The organism is Stenotrophomonas sp. ATs4 (genome assembly GCF_051861585.1).
GTDB lineage: Bacteria > Pseudomonadota > Gammaproteobacteria > Xanthomonadales > Xanthomonadaceae > Stenotrophomonas > Stenotrophomonas maltophilia_AS.
The window spans coordinates 69,854-88,354 of record NZ_JBLYPK010000009.1 but is presented as its reverse complement, the minus strand read 5'-3'; the positions used below and the strand labels follow the sequence as shown (position 1 = coordinate 88,354).

At 66.5% G+C, this 18,501-nt stretch carries 15 protein-coding genes; 9 read left to right on the top strand and 6 right to left on the bottom strand.

Annotated elements, in window-relative coordinates; genetic code table 11:
- The first annotated feature begins 3 nt into the window (after positions 1 to 3).
- The 4 genes from ABR323_RS16470 to leuB are packed head-to-tail and all read left to right on the top strand — an operon-like array spanning position 4 to position 3,891.
- A complete protein-coding gene (locus ABR323_RS16470) occupies positions 4 to 783 on the top strand; it encodes a class I SAM-dependent methyltransferase (protein WP_439450075.1) in 780 nt (259 codons plus the stop codon).
- A 60-nt stretch (positions 784 to 843) separates the two neighbouring features.
- Positions 844 to 2,262, top strand: coding sequence for a 3-isopropylmalate dehydratase large subunit (leuC, locus tag ABR323_RS16465; protein ID WP_439450074.1), 1,419 nt, complete (start codon positions 844 to 846; stop codon positions 2,260 to 2,262).
- Positions 2,262 to 2,840 (top strand): 3-isopropylmalate dehydratase small subunit, encoded by a 579-nt coding sequence (gene leuD / locus ABR323_RS16460; RefSeq protein ID WP_439450073.1) that lies wholly within the window; start codon positions 2,262 to 2,264, stop codon positions 2,838 to 2,840. Before leuC ends, leuD begins: the two co-directional genes overlap by 1 nt.
- Positions 2,830 to 3,891, top strand: a complete 1,062-nt coding sequence (gene leuB / locus ABR323_RS16455; RefSeq protein WP_439450072.1) for a 3-isopropylmalate dehydrogenase — start codon at positions 2,830 to 2,832, stop codon at positions 3,889 to 3,891. Before leuD ends, leuB begins: the two co-directional genes overlap by 11 nt.
- Before the next feature lie 99 nt (positions 3,892 to 3,990).
- Here leuB and ABR323_RS16450 read toward each other — a convergent pair whose 3' ends face one another.
- Complete coding sequence (locus tag ABR323_RS16450; protein ID WP_439450071.1) at positions 3,991 to 5,133, bottom strand: hypothetical protein; 1,143 nt, start codon at positions 5,131 to 5,133, stop codon at positions 3,991 to 3,993.
- Between the two features lie 79 nt (positions 5,134 to 5,212).
- The gene (locus tag ABR323_RS16445; protein WP_439450070.1) at positions 5,213 to 5,986 is read right to left on the bottom strand and encodes an SDR family oxidoreductase; all 774 of its coding nucleotides are present in this window, start codon (positions 5,984 to 5,986) and stop codon (positions 5,213 to 5,215) included.
- Between the two features lie 117 nt (positions 5,987 to 6,103).
- Between ABR323_RS16445 and ABR323_RS16440 the strand changes: the two genes are divergently transcribed.
- Positions 6,104 to 7,009 carry a LysR family transcriptional regulator gene (locus ABR323_RS16440; RefSeq protein WP_439450069.1) on the top strand — a complete coding sequence of 302 codons (906 nt, stop codon included), beginning with the start codon at positions 6,104 to 6,106 and terminating at the stop codon, positions 7,007 to 7,009.
- Positions 7,010 to 7,399: 390 nt separating this feature from the next.
- On the opposite strand, the gene ABR323_RS16435 is transcribed toward ABR323_RS16440, so the two are convergent.
- Positions 7,400 to 10,561: an efflux RND transporter permease subunit gene (locus tag ABR323_RS16435; protein ID WP_439450068.1), complete on the bottom strand. Its 3,162-nt coding sequence runs from the start codon at positions 10,559 to 10,561 to the stop codon at positions 7,400 to 7,402.
- Positions 10,562 to 10,564: 3 nt separating this feature from the next.
- On the bottom strand, positions 10,565 to 11,704 hold the full coding sequence (locus tag ABR323_RS16430; RefSeq protein ID WP_439450067.1) for an efflux RND transporter periplasmic adaptor subunit: 1,140 nt from the start codon (positions 11,702 to 11,704) through the stop codon (positions 10,565 to 10,567).
- Between the two features lie 123 nt (positions 11,705 to 11,827).
- Here ABR323_RS16430 and ABR323_RS16425 point away from each other — a divergent pair, with 123 nt between their 5' ends.
- The 3 genes from ABR323_RS16425 (at position 11,828) to ABR323_RS16415 (ending at position 14,667) form a co-directional block, all read left to right on the top strand.
- Positions 11,828 to 12,508: a TetR/AcrR family transcriptional regulator gene (locus ABR323_RS16425; RefSeq protein WP_135275025.1), complete on the top strand. Its 681-nt coding sequence runs from the start codon at positions 11,828 to 11,830 to the stop codon at positions 12,506 to 12,508.
- Positions 12,509 to 12,644: 136 nt separating this feature from the next.
- Positions 12,645 to 13,292 carry a protein-L-isoaspartate O-methyltransferase family protein gene (locus ABR323_RS16420; RefSeq protein ID WP_439450066.1) on the top strand — a complete coding sequence of 216 codons (648 nt, stop codon included), beginning with the start codon at positions 12,645 to 12,647 and terminating at the stop codon, positions 13,290 to 13,292.
- Positions 13,293 to 13,308: 16 nt separating this feature from the next.
- On the top strand, positions 13,309 to 14,667 hold the full coding sequence (locus ABR323_RS16415; RefSeq protein ID WP_135275027.1) for a TolC family outer membrane protein: 1,359 nt from the start codon (positions 13,309 to 13,311) through the stop codon (positions 14,665 to 14,667).
- Positions 14,668 to 14,739: 72 nt separating this feature from the next.
- Here ABR323_RS16415 and ABR323_RS16410 read toward each other — a convergent pair whose 3' ends face one another.
- Together ABR323_RS16410 and waaA are read right to left on the bottom strand one after the other, a co-directional pair.
- Positions 14,740 to 15,990, bottom strand: a complete 1,251-nt coding sequence (locus ABR323_RS16410) for an amino acid transporter (protein ID WP_439450065.1) — start codon at positions 15,988 to 15,990, stop codon at positions 14,740 to 14,742.
- A 219-nt stretch (positions 15,991 to 16,209) separates the two neighbouring features.
- Positions 16,210 to 17,508 (bottom strand): lipid IV(A) 3-deoxy-D-manno-octulosonic acid transferase, encoded by a 1,299-nt coding sequence (waaA, locus tag ABR323_RS16405; RefSeq protein ID WP_135275029.1) that lies wholly within the window; start codon positions 17,506 to 17,508, stop codon positions 16,210 to 16,212.
- Positions 17,509 to 17,568: 60 nt separating this feature from the next.
- Between waaA and ABR323_RS16400 the strand changes: the two genes are divergently transcribed.
- A complete protein-coding gene (locus tag ABR323_RS16400) occupies positions 17,569 to 18,486 on the top strand; it encodes an LpxL/LpxP family Kdo(2)-lipid IV(A) lauroyl/palmitoleoyl acyltransferase (RefSeq protein WP_439450064.1) in 918 nt (305 codons plus the stop codon).
- The last annotated feature ends 15 nt before the right edge of the window (positions 18,487 to 18,501 follow it).

The following is an 18,501-nucleotide window of genomic DNA, read 5'->3' as shown; positions in this document are numbered from 1 at the left end:
GCCATGAGCGCCTTCGACACCATCACCCCGGCCAGCGCGGCTGGCCAGCAGTGGAACGCCCAGGACTATGCGATCGATGCCGGTTTCGTGCCGCTGCTCGGCGGCGCGGTATCGCGCCTGCTCGACCCGCGCGCCGGTGAACGCATCCTCGACCTGGGCTGTGGCGATGGTGTGCTCAGCACCGAACTGGCCCTGAGCGGCGCGCGCATCCACGGCGTGGATGCTTCGCCGGAGCTGGTGATCGCCGCCCGTGCGCGCGGCGTCGACGCGCAGGTGATGGATGGCCATGCGCTGTCCTTCAACAGTGAGTTCGATGCGGTGTTCAGCAACGCCGCACTGCACTGGATGGGCCACCCCGATCAGGTCATGGAGGGCGTGCGTCGCGCACTGCGCCCCGGTGGCCGCTTTGTCGCCGAGTTTGGTGGCCACGGCAACGTGGCCACGATCATCGCGGCGGTGCAGGCCGCACGCGTGGCCCACGGCCACGGCGCCAGCGCGTTCCAGTGGTACTTCCCCACTGCGGACGCCTACGCTGACCGCCTGCGCCAGCATGGCTTCCAGGTTCAACTGATCGAGTGCACGCCACGCCCGACCGCGTTGCCGACCGGCGTGGCCGGCTGGCTGCGGGTATTCGCCGCACCGCTGCTGGACGATCTGCCGGCGGAGGCACGCGCTACCGTGCGCGAGGCCGCCACCGCGTTGCTGGCCGATCTGCCACGCAATGCCGCCGGCCAGCCACTAGCCGACTACGTGCGCCTGCGCGTGCTCGCCCGCCGTCGCTGACTTGACCGTTCCGCTTTCACAACTGATGTTCGCTATTTCGTACTTCTGCCAGGCATACGCATGACTTCCGCACCCCGCACCCTGTACGACAAACTGTGGGACGCCCACGTGGTGGTTCCCGAATCCGACAGCGCCCCCGCCGTGCTGTACATCGACCTGCACCTGATCCACGAGGTGACCTCGCCGCAAGCGTTCACCGAGCTGCGCGAGCGTGGCCTGCCGCCGCGCCGCCCGGACCGCACCAAGGCGACGATGGACCACTCCACGCCGACCCTGCCGGCCGCTGCCGACGGCACGCTGCCCTACGCCAGCGCCGCCTCCGAAGCGCAGGTCGCCACGCTGGCGCGCAACTGCGCCGAGTACGGCATCGAGCTGTTCGACATGGCCTCGGACAACCGCGGCATCGTCCACGTGATCGCGCCGGAGCAAGGCTTCACCCAGCCGGGCATGACCATCGTCTGCGGCGACAGCCACACTTCCACCCACGGCGCGTTCGGTTCGCTGGCCTTCGGCATCGGCACCAGCGAAGTCGGCCACGTGCTGGCCACGCAGTGCCTGTTGCAGCGCAAGGCCAAGACGTTCGCCATCACCGTCGATGGAGCACTGGCGCCCGGCGTCGGCGCCAAGGACGTGGTCCTGCACATCATCGGCGTGATCGGCGTCAACGGTGGCACCGGCCACGTGATCGAATTCCGTGGCAGCACCATCGAAGCGATGGACATGGAGCAGCGCATGACCTTGTGCAACATGTCGATCGAGGCCGGTGCACGTGCCGGCATGGTCGCCCCCGACCAGGTCACCTTCGACTTCGTGGCCAACACCCCGCGCGGGCCCAAGGGCGCCGACTTCGACGCCGCCGTGGCACGCTGGCAGCAGCTGCGCAGCGATGAAGGCGCGCGCTTCGACAGCGAAGTGCACATCGACGCCGCCGACATCCGCCCGACCCTGACCTGGGGCACCCACCCGGGCACCGCCATCGCCGTGGACGCGCCGATTCCGGCGGCCAACGATGCGGCCGCACAGAAGGGCCTGGACTACATGCACTTCCAGGCGGGCAAGGCGCTGGCCGGCACCCCGGTCGACGTGGTGTTCGTCGGCTCGTGCACCAACGGCCGCCTGAGTGACATGCGCGAAGTGGCGCAGGTGCTGCGTGGCCGCCACGTCGCCGACGGCGTGCGCATGCTGGTGGTGCCGGGCTCGGAGATCGTCAAGCGCCAGGCAGAGGCCGAGGGCATCCACGAGATCGTGCGCGCGGCCGGTGCCGAATGGCGCGAGCCGGGCTGCTCGATGTGCATCGCCATGAACGGTGATCTGGTCGCCCCCGGCCAGCTGGCCGTGAGCACCAGCAACCGCAACTTCGAGGGTCGCCAGGGCCCCGGTTCGCGCACCCTGCTGGCCTCGCCGATGAGCGCGGCGTGGGCAGCGGTGAAGGGCCAGGTGGCCGACACCCGCGAACTGTTCGCACAGGAGGTGGCGTGATGTCCGGTTTCCGTAGTCTGACCTCCTCCAGCGTGGTACTGGCGCAGACCAACATCGACACCGACCAGATCATTCCGGCGCGGTTCCTGTCCACCACCGAACGCGCCGGCCTGGGCCGCAATGCGTTCAATGACTGGCGCTGGCAGGCCGACGGTTCGCCGGTGGCCGGCTTCGCCTTCAACCAGCCGCACAACGCCGGCCGCAGCATCCTGCTGGCCGGCCGCAACTTCGGCTGCGGCTCATCGCGCGAGCATGCACCGTGGGCCCTGACCGACCTCGGCCTGCGCGCCATCGTCAGCAGCGAGATCGCCGACATCTTCCGTGGCAACTCGCTGAAGAACGGCCTGCTGCCGATCGTGCTGGACGAAGCCGACGTGCAGGCGCTGATGCAACGCCCGGATGACGTGCTGACCATCGACGTGGCCGCGCGAGAGCTGCGTACGCCCGATGGCCGCGTCTATTCCTTCCCGCTGGATGGCTTCTCGCAGACCTGCCTGCTGGAAGGCGTCGACCAGTTGGGGTATCTGTTGGGCCGCGTCCCTGAAATCGAACGCTACGAGAGTGAGCATGCACGCTGAAATTGTTGTCCTGCCTGGTGATGGCATCGGCCCGGAAGTGGCCGCCGCCGCAGTCGCCGTCCTGAAGGCCGTCGCCGAACGCTTCAACCACACCTTCACCTTCAGCGAGCACGACATCGGTGGCATCGCCATCGACCGCCATGGCGAACCGCTGCCCGCCTCCACCCTGGCTGCCTGCCAGGCCGCCAATGCGGTACTGCTGGGCGCGGTCGGCGGCCCGAAGTGGTCCGATCCCAACGCCAAGGTGCGCCCGGAACAGGGTCTGCTGGCGATCCGCAAGGCGCTGGGCCTGTATGCCAACCTGCGTCCGGTGCGTACCCATGAGGCCGCGCTGCACGCGTCGCCGATCAAGGCCGAGCTGCTGCAGGGCGTGGACTTCGTGGTGGTACGCGAACTGACCGGCGGCATCTACTTCGGCGACAAGACCCGCGATGCCGACAGCGCCAGCGACCTTTGCCGCTACACCGTGGCCGAGATCGAACGCGTGCTGCGCAGTGCGTTCCGCCTGGCCCAGCAGCGCCGCGGCAAGGTGACTTCGGTGGACAAGGCCAATGTGCTGGAAACCTCGCGCCTGTGGCGCGACGTCGCCGCGCGCATCGGCCGCGACGAGTTCCCGGACGTCGCGCTGGAGCACCAGCTGGTCGATTCGATGGCGATGCATCTGTTGGCCAAGCCGCGCGAGTACGACGTGATCGTGACCGAGAACATGTTCGGCGACATCCTCACCGACGAAGCCTCGATGCTTGCCGGTTCGCTGGGCCTGCTGCCGTCGGCCTCGCTGGGCGAACCCGGTGCGGTTGGCATCTACGAACCGATCCACGGTTCGGCGCCGGACATCGCCGGCAAGGGCATCGCCAATCCGTATGCCACGATCTTCAGCGCGGCGATGCTGTTGCGGCACTCGCTGGGGCTGGAAGCAGAAGCCGCAGCAGTGGAAGCCGCTGTGCACGCGGTGCTGGACGATGGCGTATTCACTGCGGACCTGGCGGCCAAGGGATCGGCCGTGAGTACGGCAGCGGCGACCGATGCGGTACTGGCCAAGCTGGCCTGATTCACGCGGGTGCCGGGACCTGCCCGGCACCCGTTGTCTGTCCATCGCTAACACCGGGTCCCATCCGCTCTGCTGCGGGTTGCCCGGCATGAGAACCGTTTAGTCCGCAGTGCTGCGCGCGTAATCACTGGCGCAACCGGCGATGACGTGGCCTTCGTCGGTGCGCATCACGATGTGCTGCGGGATCCACTTGCCAGCGCTGAACGCGACCGGCGGCAACGCGCGCTGCCAGGTGCCCTCGCCCACCTGGTGCGAGGTGTCCATGCCGGTCTGCGCAAGCACCGGCGCCACTGCAACGTCACCGAGATCAGCACCAAAGAAACCGCCGAAGGTTACCGCGATCGTATGCGTGGATACGCCGTACACCTGCATGGGCGTCTGCATCCCGATCAGCATCAGATGTAGTTCTTCATCGTCGACGGTGTAAATCACCTCGTTGACCGAACGGACATCCTGCGGCCATTCGAACTGCGGCTGTTCGGAAAGCCGCTGCCAGAACGCCTGCAACCGGCGCATGCTGCCTTCGTCGGCGCGGCAGTGAATGGCATCCTGCAGGTCCTGGACGTCAACAGCCGGCACCTGACGTACGGCGGCCTTGCCATCTTTCGTGAAAGGTTTGCAGCCCAGTCGGTAGCTGTCGCCCGCGCTGCGCACAATGATCGATGTGGTGGGCGTCGACCAAAGCTCGAACGGCTCGTGCAGCGTGCTCGACTGCAGCTGCAGCCCGTATGCAGCGACGATGCGCTCGCGCTGCGCAGGGTCCAGCGCAACCGAGAACCCGAACCTGTCGGCGAACAACTGCGGCGCGTCCACACCATGGGCGGTGACCGACTGCGGCGGCGTGATGACGATCACCCGATGATCGTCATCCTCGTCCGTCTGCTCGAATCGCCAGTCGCGCAGATAACGCGGTCGTTCGGAAGCATCGGCATAGCGAGCCTCGCGCAAGCGGTTGACGACGGCCTGCTGGACCTCCGCACTCGCGCTGCACTCAAGTACGTCCTGCAGATCGAGCTGAAACCGCAGGGCATCGTCATCTGTCGGTTGCGCATCGGCAACGCTGCTGCTGGCAACCAGCAGCAGCGTTGCCGAGGCGCAGGTCGTACGGAAGAACATGGCAGGCACTCCGGCCTTGGAACTGCGGCTATTGTGCCCGTGAACGCCCTGATGCTGTCCGCTTGAGACAGGAAAGAACGTTGCCAACCTGTCGATGGTTGGGGACCAACAGTAGATCCACGCCATGCGTGGATGCGCGTATTGGAAGCCAGGAGCATCCACGCATGGCGTGGATCTACTGCACGAACTCAAGCCTCGCGTGTCTCTACTTTGTGGTGTACCCACCATTGACCAGAATGGTCTGCCCGGTCATCCACCAGCCGTCGGTGACCAGGAAACGGATCCACGGCACGATGTCGGCGATGTCGGTCAGGCCGGTACGGGTGAAAGGCGACAGCGCCGCAGCCGTCCTGTGATACGCCTGCGCATCGGCACTCTCGGCCGGGTAGAAGAACGGCGTGTCCATCGGGCCGGGGCCGATCGCGGTCACCGAGATACCGCGCTCACCGAACTCCTTCGACGCCGCACGGGTGAAGTGCTCGACCGGCGCCTTGGTGCCGGCATAGCTGGAATAGAACGGCGTGAACGCGCCCAGCAGTGAGGTCACCAGGGTGCAGATGCGCCCACCGTCATTGACATGGCGCCCAGCCTCCTTGAGGAAGAAGAACGCGGCCTTGGCGTTGACCGCACTCATCTCGTCGTACTCCGCTTCGCTGATGTCCAGCAGCGGCTTCTTCAGTACCTTGCCGACCGTGTTGATGGCGATGTCGGGACGGCCGACCGCGGCCACGGCATCGGCGAACAAGCGCTCCATCGCTGCCGCCGAGGTCAGGTCGCCCTGCAGGGCCACCGCCTTGCTGCCGGCAGCCTGCACGGCGGCGACGGTGGCCTCTGCATCGGCCTGGGTGGCGGCGCTGTTGTAGTGGATGACGACGGCCTTGGCACCCTGTGCGGCGAAGTCGCGGGCGATCAGTCCGCCCAGATTTTTGGCGCCACCGGCGATCAGTACGGTCTTGCCCTTGAGGGAATGGTCGGTCATGGCTTCGGTCTCGGGAGGGGGCTGTCCGGGGTGGCAACCCTGCCCTGACGACGATATCGTGCAGAAAATGCGGATAAAGCCCGCCACATTGACTTAACTTTCCAGAGCCAGCGAACAATGGACCGGATCGATCGCTTCCGCATCTTCACCCGGGTGGTGGAGTGCGCCAGCTTCACCCGCGCCGCCGACCAGCTCGGCCTGCCCCGCTCCACCGTCTCGGCAGCCATTGCAGAGCTGGAGCAGCGGCTCGGCACCCGCCTGCTGCAGCGCTCGACCCGCCGGGTCTCTACCACCCACGATGGCGATGTGTTCCATGCCCGTTGCCTGCGCCTGATCGCCGAGGTCGAAGACGCAGAGTCCCTGTTCCGCCAGGACGATGCACAGCCGATGGGTCTACTGAAGATCGACGTCCCCAGCCGCATCGGTCGTCGCATCATCGCCCCGGCCCTGCCCGAATTTTTCGCCCGCTATCCGCAGGTGGAGCTGGATCTGGGCATGACCGACCGTGCAGTGAACCTGATCGAAGACGGCTGCGATGCGGTGCTGCGGGTCGGCCAACTGGGCGACTCGAGCCTGGTGGCCCGCGAGCTGGGCCAGCTGGACTTCGTCAACGTCGCCGCACCGGCCTACCTGCGCGAGCACGGCGTGCCGCAGCACCCCGCCGATCTGCAGCAGCATCGCGCGGTGAACTATGCGTCGCCGACGACGGCACGGGTGGAACCCTGGGAATGGCAGGACGGCGGCCAGCTTCACATGCAGCCGATGTTGGGCTGGGTACGGGTGAACAGCGCCGAGGCGTCGATCGCCTGCTGCGTGGCGGGACTGGGGCTGCTGCAGATTCCGCGCTACGACGTGCAGGCCGAACTGCAGTCAGGTGCCTTGGTGGAGGTGATGCCGCAGCACGTGGCGCAGCCATTGCCGGTGACACTTCTGCAGCCGCATCGGCAACACCGCGCACAGCGTGTGCAGGTGTTCATCGAGTGGCTGCTACCGGTGCTGCGGGCCGGCCTGCAGTTGCGGTAGATCCACGCCATGCGTGGATACCCGCATCCGTGCCAACCAAGGTTGGCACCTACCAAAGCGACGGCCAACCACGGTAGATCCACGCCATGCGTGGATACCCGCATCCGTGCCAACCAAGGTTGGCACCTACCAAAGCGACGGCAAACCACGGTAGATCCGCGCCATGCGTGGATGCCCGCATCCGTTCCAACCAAGGTTGGCACCTACCAAAGCGACGGCAATCCTCAGTAGATCCACGCCATGCGTGGATATCCGCATCCGTGCCAACCAAAGTTGGCACCCACCAAAGCGACGGCAATCCTCAGTAGATCCACGCCATGCGTGGATATCCGCATCGGTGCCAACCAAGGTTGGCACCTACCAGGGGCGGTGGCCGGAAAACCCGGGGCATTACGCCCCGGATTCATCCGGCTTCACCCGGAACCATGCCGCGTACAGCGCCGGCAGGAACACCAGCGTCAGCACCGTGCCCACGATCAAACCACCCATGATCGAGATCGCCATCGAGCCATAGAACGCACTGCGCGACAGCGGGATCATCGCCAGCACGGCAGCAAGGGCGGTCAGCACGATCGGGCGGAATCGACGCACCGTGGCATCGATGATCGAATGCCAACGGTCATGCCCGGCGTCGATGTCCTGCTGGATCTGGTCGATCAGGATCACCGAGTTGCGCATGATCATGCCGGCCAGCGCGATCGTACCCAGCAGCGCCACGAAGCCGAACGGCGCCCGGAACAGCAGCAGGAACAGGGTTGCACCGATGATGCCCAGCGGTGCGGTGACCAGCACCATCGCCGCGCGCGAGAAGCTGCGCAGCTGCAGCATCAGCAGCGTGGCCACCACGATCAGGAACAACGGCATGCCGGCCTTGATCGAGTTCTGCCCACGCGCTGAATCTTCCACCGAACCACCGGTTTCCAGCAGGTAGCCACTGGGCAGCTCCGCACGGATGCCATCCAGGGTCGGCACGATCTGCTGCACCACGTCCAGCGCCTGCATGCCATCGCTGATGTCGGCACGCACGGTCACCGTCGGCAGACGGTTGCGGTGCCAGATGATGCCGTCCTCGAAGGCGTACTCCAGGCGCGCGACCTGCGACAGCGTCACCGCCGTGCCGCTGCTGGTGGGCATCGCCAGGCTGCCGATCAGGTCCAGCTGCGCGCGCTCGTTGTCCGGGCCGCGCAGCAGCATCTCGATCTGGCGGTTGCCTTCACGATAGGTGCTCACGCTCATGCCCGACAGCGAACTGCTGAGGAACTGGCTGACCTGCGCACTGCTGACGCCCAGCGCGCGCGCGCGGTCCTGGTCGATCACCAGGCGCACCACCTTGCTCGGCTCGCTCCAGTCCAGGTTGACGTTCATCACGTGCGGGTTTTCGCGCACCTTGGCCTCGACCTGGCGCGCGATGGCCTGCACTTGTGCGATGTGTTCGCCGGACACGCGCATCTGCACCGGATAGCCCACCGGCGGGCCATTCTCAAGCCGGGTCACGCGCATCTGCACATCCGGGAACTGCTTGATGACGTCCTTCAGCATCCAGTCGCGGGTGGCTTCGCGGGCCTTGGCGTCTTCGGTGAGCACCACGAACTGGGCGAAGTTGGTGGCCGGCAGCTGCTGGTCCAGCGGCAGGTAGAAGCGCGGCGAACCGGTGCCGACATAGGCCACGTAGTTGCTGATGCCTTCGCGCTGCTTGAGCAGCGTTTCCAGCTTGTTGGCCTGCGCCTGGGTGGCGGCCAGCGATGCGCCTTCGGCCAGCTCGATGTCCACCATCAGTTCCGGGCGGGTCGAGTCGGGGAAGAACTGCTGTGGCACGAAGCGGAACAGCATCAGCGAGCCGATGAACAGCGCGATGGTCGCACCGATCACCCACCAGCGATGGCGAAGGCAGGTATCCAGGAACGCGCGGAACCGGGTGTAGAACGGCCGCTGGTACGGATCATGGTCGTGCGCATGCTCCTTCGGTGCGATCCAGCGCGCGAGTGCCGGATGGCGGTCGGCCCACTGCAGGCGCTTGGCGCGCCAGCGACCGGCAAGACTATCCGGCTTGGGAAGCTGCGGATTGAACAGGTCCGGCAGCATCTTGTCGCCCAGGTACGGGATGAACAGCACCGCGGCAATCCAGGACACCACCAGCGCGATGGTCACCACCTGGAACAGCGAGCGGGTGTATTCACCGGTGCTCGATGCGGCGGTGGCGATCGGCAGGAAGCCGGCCGCGGTGATCAGGGTACCGGTCAGCATCGGGAAGGCGGTCGATTCCCAGGCGAAACTGGCCGCGCGCAGGCGGTCGTAGCCCTGCTCCATCTTGGTGGCCATCATCTCCACCGCGATGATCGCATCGTCCACCAGCAGGCCCAGTGCCAGCACCAGCGCACCCAGCGAAATCTTGTGCAGACCGATGTCGAAGTAGTGCATGACGAAGAAGGTCATCGCCAGCACCAGCGGAATGGTCACGCCCACCACCAGGCCGGTGCGCAGGCCCAGCGAGAAGAAGCTGACCAGCAGCACGATCACCACTGCTTCGGTCAGCACCTGCACGAACTCGCCCACCGACTCTTCCACCGCATGCGGCTGGTCGGACACCTTGCGCAGCTGCATGCCGGCCGGCAGGGTCTTCTGCAGGCGCTCGAACTCGGCATCCAGGGTCGCACCGAGTTTCAGGATGTCGCCGCCGTCCTTCATTGCCACCGCCAGGCCGATCGCATCCTGGCCCATGAAGCGCATCTTCGGTGACGCCGGATCGGCAAAGCCACGCTTCACCTCGGCGATATCGCCCAGATGCAGCGTGCGCTCGCCGGCCTGGATCGGGAACTTGCGGATGTCCTCGATCGAATCGAACTGGCCGGTCACGCGCAGCTGCACGCGGTCGGTCTGGGTTTCAAAGAAACTGGTGGCAGCCACCGCGTTCTGATCGGCCAGCGCCTGCTGCACCTGCTGCAGCGACACGCCCAGCGTGGCCAGCTTGGTGTTGGACAGCTCGATCCACACCTTCTCGTCCTGCAGGCCCACCAGGTCGATCTTGCCGACGTCGGGCACACGCTGCAGCTCCAGCTGGATGCGGTCGGCATAGTCACGCATCACCGCATAGTCGAAGCCTTCGCCAGTCAGCGCATAGATGTTGCCGAAGGTATCGCCGAACTCATCGTTGTAGAACGGTCCGACGATCTCGCGGGGCAACGTGGGGCGAATGTCGCCCACGCGCTTGCGGACCTGGTACCAGAGGTCGGGAATCTGCTTGGAGCGCAGGCTGTCGCGGGCCATGAAGATCACCTGCGATTCGCCCGGGCGCGAGTACGAGCGGATGAACTCGTACTGGCCGGTGTTCATCAGCGCCTTCTCGATCGGCTCGGTCACCTGCCGCGAGACCTGCTCGGCGGTGGCGCCGGGCCACATCGTGCGTACCACCATCGCCTTGAAGGTGAACGGCGGATCTTCAGACTGGCCCAGATGCTTGTACGACCATGCACCAATGACGGCAAAGGCCAGCATGGCAAACAGCACCAGCGGGCGATTGCCCAACGCCCATTCGGAAAGATTGAAGCGGCGCACGGATCAGTGCCCCTTGCCTGCAGCAGGCGCAGCGGCCGGCTGCGACGCCGGTGCCAGTACCGGCCGGTTCTGGCGATCAACGGGTGTCACCACCTGGCCTTCGCGCAGCAGGTGGCCACCGGCAGCGACCACCCAGTCACCCACCGCCACACCGGACAGTACCGGCACGGCCTGCGCACCATAGGCACCGACCGTCACCGGGGTTGCCTTCAGCGCACCATTGGCCGGATTGACCACCCACACGCTGGCCTTGCCATCACTGCCGCGCAGCACCGAGCCAAGCGGCAGCTGCAAGGTGCCACTGCGGCCTGCGGCGGCGAACACCCGTGCGCTCTGGCCCAGTTCGACTTCGCTCAAGGCTTCCGGCGCCAGGCTGACCCGCGTGGCATAGGTGCGCGCCTGCGCATCGGCAGCCGGCGCGATCTCGCGCAGGGTGCCCGGCAGCAGCTGGCCCGGACGGTTCCACAGTTCCACCTGCACCGGCTGCCCGACCTTGTAATCACGGATGCTGCTTTCAGGCAGCGCGATCAGGACTTCGCGGCCACCATCAGCGGCCAGGGTGAACACCGTCTGCCCGGCACTGACCACCTGCCCGGCTTCGGCCTGGCGGCTGGCGATCACACCGTCGGCCGGCGCGCGCAGCTGCGCGTACTCGGCCTGGTTGCGGGCCACCGCCAGGTTGGCGCGGGCGGCATTGGCCTGGCCCTGCGCGGCCTTGAACGCGGCGGTCTGCTGGTCCAGCGCCGAGCGGCTGACCAGCTGGTCTTCGGCCAGCTTGGCATAGCGCTTCTGGTCATCGCGGGCACGCACCAGATCGGCTTCCGCCGCCGCCAGCTGCGCCTGCGAAGCGGCCGCCTGCGAGGCATAGTCGGCGACGTCCAGTTCGGCCAGAAGCTGGCCCTTCTTCACCCGCTGCCCGGCGTCGACATGACGCTTGATCAGATTGCCGCCCACCCGGAACGACAGCGGGCTCTCCTGGCGGGCACGTACTTCGCCGGGATAGGCAGCCGGTGCTTGCCCCTCCTGCGTGGTGGGATGCACCACCAGCACCGGAATGGCCGCCACCGGCTCGGCGGCCTGCCTGCCACAGGCTGCCACCACCACCGCCAGCACGCCAACGCCCAACCAACGCATGTTCTTCATGAGGTACAAGACCTGAAAAGGGGATCCGGGGGAACGCGCCGACAACATACTGTTGCGACACGGACATTAGTGAACCAGCCGGTATAGTATAAATATCGAACCGCTTGGTCTAGTATTGTCGTGATGAGTTCTCCCACTTCCCGCAAGCCGTCGGCCAAGCCCGCTGCCAAGGCCGCCGGACCCGGGCGTCCCAAGGACCTCGGCAAGCGCGCGGCGATCCTTGAAGCAGCCAAGGACCTGTTCATTGAGCAGGGCTATACCGGCGTGAGCATGGACACCATCGCCGCTCAGGCCGGCGTCTCCAAGCTGACGGTTTACAGCCACTTTGGCGACAAGGAGACCCTGTTCTCCGAGGCGGTGCAGTCAAAATGCGTTGAAATGCTGCCTGATGCGCTGTTCGTGGCCGACGCGGACGGCCCCCTGCGCGACCAGCTGATCGGCATCGGCCTGGCCTTCTTCGAGCTGATCACCTCCGATGCGGCGATCTCGATCCAGCGCATGATGATGGCGCCGGAGACCGACGAACGCCTGCGCGAGCTGTTCTGGCAGGCCGGCCCGGAGCGTACCTGCGAGGCTCTGGCCGACTTCCTCCGCGCGCGCGGCGATCGCGGCGAGCTGGACATCCCCGACTATTACCTCGCCGGCCAGCAGTTCCTGACCCTGGTGAAGGGCGAAGTGCACATGCATATGATGTGCGGCATGCCATTGTCACCGGTGGAGTGCGACCCTCTGACCCACGTGACCGCCAGCATCGACTTCTTCCTGCGCGCCTATGCGCCGCGAGGGGCCGGGACGGCTGAATAACCAAAACTGAACGAACCGGAGGTTGCGATGACTTCCGGCACTGCGACCCCGGCCCCCCGGCAGCTGATGCTCTGGGCGCGCCGCCGGCCTCCGGCACCGGTAAAATGGCCGGCCCACTGCGCTGGATTTGAACCTCATGACGATTGATTACGCCCACGCCCGCGAACTGATGGTGGAACAGCAGATCCGTCCCTGGGACGTGCTGGACATCAAGGTGCTCGACGTCCTGGCCCGCCTGCCGCGCGAGGCCTTCGTCGCCGACGCGCACCGGGCGCTGGCCTACGCCGATGTCGAACTGCCGATCGGCAACGGCCAGAAGATGATGAAGCCGGTCATCGAGGGCCGTACCCTGCAGGCACTGGATCTGCAGCCGGGTGACGAAGTGCTGGAAATCGGCACCGGCAGCGGCTTCCTGTCGGCCTGCATCGGCGCGCTGGCGCGCGACGTGCTGAGCCTGGAGATCGACCCGGAACTGGCCGGCGCCGCGCGTGCCCGCCTGGATGCCTCCGGCCTGGGCACCAACGTCCGCGTGGAAGTGGCCGACGCCCTGTCCTGGCAGACCGAACGCCGCTTTGACGTGATCTGTGTCACTGGTGCGGTCGACGTGGTGCCGTCACAGTTCGCTTCGTGGCTGCGTCCGGGTGGTCGCCTGTTCGTGATCCAGGGCCGTTCGCCGGCAATGGAGGCCCTGCTGGTCAAGGCCGACGGCAGCAGCGAGTCCCTGTTCGAGACTGATATCGATTACCTGCGTGGTGCCGCCCCGGCCCCCCAGTTCCACCTCTGAGTCCAAGGAAGCCGCAATGATCCGCCGATCCCTCGCTGTTGCGCTGGCCACTGCCCTGCTGCCGTTGTCCGCCCATGCCGCCGACCTGCTGCAGGTCTACGAGATGGCGCGCAACGGCGATCCGCAGTTGTCCGCTGCCGAATCGACCCGGCTGGTCGACAAGGAAGGCGCCGTGCAGGCGCGCGCCGCCCTGCTGCCGCAGATCAACGGCCGTGCCCAGCTGAACCGTTCGCGCAGCGAGCCAAACGCCGATGCCAATTCCGGCTCATTCACCAGCAAGAGCCGCAACTACACGGTCGACGGCACCCAGACGCTGTTCAACTGGACCCAGATCAACAACCTGCGTTCGCAGCGCGAGCTGAGCAAGGCTGCGGATTTCACCCTCGATTCGGCCAACGACAACCTGATCGTGCGCACCTCGGCGGCCTACTTCAACGTGCTGGTGGCGATCGAATCGCTGAATGCCGCACAGACCAATGAAGCGGCCGCGAAGAAGCAGTTCGACTTCGCCGACAAGCGCCTGGAAGTGGGCCTGGCGCCGATCACCGACGTGCACGAAGCACGCGCCCAGTACGACCAGGCGCGCGCCAACGCCATCGTTGCGCAGAACACCCTGGCCGACAATTACCAGGCACTGACCGAACTGACCGGCCAGCCGGTGGTGAACCTGCGTGGCCTGCCGGCGGATTTCCGCCCGGAAGTGCCGGCCAACCGCGGCAACATCGATGAACTGGTGCACCAGGCCACCGGCCAGAACCCGGCGCTGAAGGCGCAGGAGCTGAAGGTCAGTGCTGCCGAAGCCGGTGTACAGGCCGCGCGTGGCGGCCACTACCCGACCCTCTCGCTGGGCGGCAGCTGGGGCAAGAGCGCAACCTGGGGTGACAGCGTCGGTTCCGGCTCGCTGTCACCGGACGCACGCACCAACAGCATCGGCCTGACCCTGAGCGTTCCGATCTTCGCCGGCGGTGCCACCCAGTCGAATGTGCGCCAGGCGCTGGCCCAGCGTGACATCGCCCAGGATGGTTTCGAGCAGCAGAAGCGCGCACTGGACCGCAACACCCGCAATGCCTACCAGACCCTGGTGCAGGGCATCAGCGAAGTGGAAGCCCGCCGCCTGGCGGTGGTCTCGGCACAGAGCGCCTACGATGCTTCGCAGGTCGGCCTGGAAGTCGGTACCCGAACCGTGCTGGACGTGATCCAGAACCAGCGCATCCTGTTCTCCGCGCAGCTGGATTACGCGCAGGCCCGCTACAACTTCCTGCAGAACCGGCTGCTGCTGAGCCAGTCGCTGGGCGCGCTGGACGTGGCCGAGCTGCAGGACATCAACCGCCTGCTGACCCAGGACGCGGGCAACCCGGCAACGACCACGCACTGAGTCGTCGCCCTGTCGGCAATGAGAAAGCCACCCGCGAGGGTGGCTTTTTCGTGGGTGCCGTCTGCATACGTATCAGCCGGGCCATGCGCGCAGCAGCTGCACGGCCGAAACCAGGCACAGGGCCGCCGCCACGGGTGCCAGCACCGGCATCGTTGCCATCCACCGCGAGCATCGCGATACCTCGGCACGGTGCCGCGTACGTAGCGCCCCCAGACACAGCGCTGCCGTCACCAGCAGAGTCACCGGCCCGGGGAGCACGGGCAACCACCCCATCGGCACCCACAGCGCCAGCACCGCCGAAACCAGAACGACGACCACGGTCACCAGCGTCCTTCCGGGCCCGCGCGCCTCTTCGCCTGCCACTGGCCACATAGCCGCTGCCAAATGTGCGGCCAGCAACACCAGCACCAGCAACAGCGCCGCCAACCCCGCTGCCCCGGCGAAAGGCAGCAGCGGCAACAGCCATAGCAGTTCCGGATGGCTCTGCAGTGCCACCGACAACGGGCGTGTGCTGGCCAATGCCGGGAACGCGACCAGCCCCGCCTGCAGCGCGGCAAGCAGGATCAACAGCAGCATGGCCAGCAGCACCATCGCCGCCAGCACCCTGGGCTGCTGTGACACCCTTCGCGTGCGCAGGCCGGGAAAGCCCAGTGCCAGCCCCACGCTGGCAAACACCCCCAGCAACGACATGCTCGCGGCGAATACCCCGCCCAGCCCGAAGTGGTAGGGCGCGGTCGCCTCCGGCAACCACGGGATCCAATGGGCGTAGTGCACATGACGCGCGGCCAGTGCCAGCAGCAGCATGCCAATGCCGATCTTCATCGTCAGCAGTGCGCAGACCAGCAGTGCTGCACGCCGCGGCGGCAACACCGCGAACATTCCCAGCAGCAGCACGCCGGCCGCCGCCAGCAACGGGCCCGGCAGCCAGGTATCTGCGCTGATGCCCCGGCTGGCCAGTACCGCCTGCAGATGCAGGGCGACGGACTGCCCAACGCCTGCAGCCGTCGCCACCAGCTCCAGCAGCAGTGCGGCACCCAGCAGGCCGGCTGGGCCCGAGCCCCAGCTTGCAACCAGCAGTCCGTGCAGGCCATCCGCATCTGGCCGTTGCACGCGCACAGCCTGCAGACAACACAGCACCAGGCCGGCAGCCAACGCGGCCAGCAACAGGCTCAGCACGATGGCCGGACCAGCCTGTTCAGCGGTGTACTGGCCCAACCGAGCCACCACGCTCCCGCCCAGCAGCAGCGTCAACGCGACGACCGCCAGATGCTCCTTTCCGGGATGCCGTGCGCCGACGCCATCCCTGCTGCTCTCGCCATCCATCGCAAGTCCTCTTGATATCCGCCCACGTGCGGGCGACCGCAGGCTGGCAGCCCGCGCCAAGGGGCGGTATCAGATTCCGTTTGATCTATGCCGCGATGTGATCGCAGACACGCTGTCTTCTGCACAACCGGTCCAGCAGCGACAGGAATCTGACCGCTAAGCAGAATTGATACAGGCGTTCACGACAGCCGGGCGGCGATTGGAAAAACGGCCCCTTGCCTATCGGCGAGGCGGCGGCAGGTGCGGCGCAACCAGCTCCAGCGTGCGCTGCAGCGCGCCGCGACCATTGCTGACCAACGTGCAGCCGGCGCGCGCCATCTCTTCACGCGCCTGCACGCTGTCGAGCAGGTGTTGCAGTAGATCACCGACCGCCTGCACATCCTCACCGATCAGCAGAGCACCGGCCTCGCGCATGCGCCGCGAGATCTCGGCGAAGTTGTGCAGATGCGGACCGGTCACCGTCGCCGTACCCATTGCTGCCGGTTCCAGCAGGTTGTGGCCACCGATCGGCTGCAGGCTGCCACCGACGAACGCGACCTGTGCACAGGCATAGAACGGCATCAGCTCGCCGAGGGTATCGATGACGAATACATCGGTATCGGCCTCGGGCCACTGCTTCGCGCGACGGGTGGCCACATTCCAGCCCTGTTCGCGGGCCAGCGCCTCCACCTTCGGGAAACGCTCGGGGTGGCGTGGTGCCCATAGCAGCAGCAGTCCGGGATGTTGCTGGCGCAGGCGTCGGTGCAGATCGATCACGGCCTGTTCTTCGCCGTCATGGGTACTGGCCGCGATCCAGACCGGGCGCCCGGCCGGCACCCGTGCATGGAACTGTTCGACAAAGCCCTGTACGTCCGGCGTGGCGATGTCGAACTTCAGATTGCCCAGCGCCTGCACCTGCTCCGGCACGGCGCCCAGCTGCACGAAGCGCTCGGCGTCGTCCTGCGACTGTGCGGCAACGCAGGTGACGGTGCGCAGCGCGCGCCGGATCAGTGCGGCCAGCAACCGGTAACCACGCAGCGAGCGCGCCGACAAGCGGGCATTGAGGATATAGACCGGGATGCGGCGGTCGCGGCAGCCGAACAGCATGTTCGGCCACAGTTCGGTTTCCAGGATCAGCGCCAGGCTGGGCTGGAAGTGGCCGAGGAAGCGATTGACGCTGCCCGGCACGTCGTACGGCAGGTAGACATGGTCCAGCGCATCACCCCACAGCGCACGCACCCGCTCCGAGCCTGTCGGCGTGATGGTGGTGATGACCCAGCGGATGTCCGGGCGCTGCTGGCGCAGGGCGTTCACCAACGGGGCGGCGGCGTTGACCTCGCCCACCGAAACCGCGTGCAGCCAGACCCGCGGCTGCCCGCTGGGCTGTGGGTAGGACGCGTAGCGCTCGTCCCAGCGCCGGAAGTATTCACGGACCCGGAAGCCCCGCCAGACCAGGTGGTACACGGTGATCGGCAGCAGGATGTAGAGCACGGCTGAATACAGGCCGCGCAGGATCCATTCGACAGGGTCTTTACGCATGCGGCAAGGATACGGGAGCCCCCCGGGAAAGACACGCAGCCGGCTTGGTAGAATGGAGCAATGTCCGATGCCTCCACCGCCGTCCGCCCGTCGCTGCGCGATCCCCGCAACTGGCCGATGTTCGCCGTCATGTTCGGCGCCTTCGCCATCGCCCGCCTGCCGTGGATGCTGCAGCGCGCGCTCGGCCGTGGCGTCGGCTGGATCAGCTGGCGCCTGCTCGGCAGCCGCCGGCGCGCCGCGGAAGTCAACCTGCAGCTGTGCTTCCCGGAAAAAGACGAGGCCTGGCGACAGCGCCTGGTCCGCGACAGCTTCGATGCGCTGGGCGTTGGGGTACTCGAGTGCATCCGCGCCTGGTGGGGCAGCATCGACCGCATCCGTCCGCAGGTGCAGATCGAGGGCCTGGAGCATCTACGGCAGATGCAGGCCGAAGGCCGCGGCGTACTGCTGGTCTCCGGCCACTTCATGACCCTGGAGATGTGTGGCCGCCTGCTGTGCGACTACGTCGACCTGTCGGGCATGTACCGCAAGCACAAGAACCCGGTGTACGAGTGGGCGGTGAAGTTCGGCCGCCTGCGCTATGCCAAGGCGATGTATGCCAACGAGGATATCCGCGCCACCGTGCGCCACCTGAAGAAGGGGGGCTTCCTCTGGTACGCGCCGGACCAGGACATGCGCGGCAAGGACACCGTGTTCGTGCCGTTCTTCGGCCATACCGCTTCGACCATCACCGCTACCCACCAGTTGGCACGGATGACCGGTTGTGCGGTGATCCCGTACTTCCACCGTCGCGAAGGCGGCAAGTACTTCCTGAAGATCGGCGCACCGCTGGAGAATTTCCCCAGCGAGGATGTGGAAGCCGATACCACGCGGGTCAACCAGGCCATCGAAGCGATGGTGCGCGAGGCCCCCGACCAGTACCTGTGGATCCACCGCCGTTTCAAGCGCCAGCCGGGCGGCCGGAGCGATTTCTACAACTGATGCGGGCCCCTGCTG

Coding starts and splice junctions, on each gene's coding strand:
- ABR323_RS16440 (WP_439450069.1), top strand. CDS start 6,104: ATGGACCGGATCGATCGCTTCCGCATCTTCACCCGGGTGGTGGAGTGC.
- ABR323_RS16410 (WP_439450065.1), bottom strand. CDS start 15,990: ATGGATGGCGAGAGCAGCAGGGATGGCGTCGGCGCACGGCATCCCGGA.
- leuC (WP_439450074.1), top strand. CDS start 844: ATGACTTCCGCACCCCGCACCCTGTACGACAAACTGTGGGACGCCCAC.
- leuB (WP_439450072.1), top strand. CDS start 2,830: ATGCACGCTGAAATTGTTGTCCTGCCTGGTGATGGCATCGGCCCGGAA.
- ABR323_RS16470 (WP_439450075.1), top strand. CDS start 4: ATGAGCGCCTTCGACACCATCACCCCGGCCAGCGCGGCTGGCCAGCAG.
- ABR323_RS16425 (WP_135275025.1), top strand. CDS start 11,828: ATGAGTTCTCCCACTTCCCGCAAGCCGTCGGCCAAGCCCGCTGCCAAG.
- ABR323_RS16430 (WP_439450067.1), bottom strand. CDS start 11,704: ATGAAGAACATGCGTTGGTTGGGCGTTGGCGTGCTGGCGGTGGTGGTG.
- ABR323_RS16445 (WP_439450070.1), bottom strand. CDS start 5,986: ATGACCGACCATTCCCTCAAGGGCAAGACCGTACTGATCGCCGGTGGC.
- leuD (WP_439450073.1), top strand. CDS start 2,262: ATGTCCGGTTTCCGTAGTCTGACCTCCTCCAGCGTGGTACTGGCGCAG.
- waaA (WP_135275029.1), bottom strand. CDS start 17,508: ATGCGTAAAGACCCTGTCGAATGGATCCTGCGCGGCCTGTATTCAGCC.
- ABR323_RS16415 (WP_135275027.1), top strand. CDS start 13,309: ATGATCCGCCGATCCCTCGCTGTTGCGCTGGCCACTGCCCTGCTGCCG.
- ABR323_RS16420 (WP_439450066.1), top strand. CDS start 12,645: ATGACGATTGATTACGCCCACGCCCGCGAACTGATGGTGGAACAGCAG.
- ABR323_RS16450 (WP_439450071.1), bottom strand. CDS start 5,133: ATGGCGTGGATCTACTGTTGGTCCCCAACCATCGACAGGTTGGCAACG.
- ABR323_RS16400 (WP_439450064.1), top strand. CDS start 17,569: ATGTCCGATGCCTCCACCGCCGTCCGCCCGTCGCTGCGCGATCCCCGC.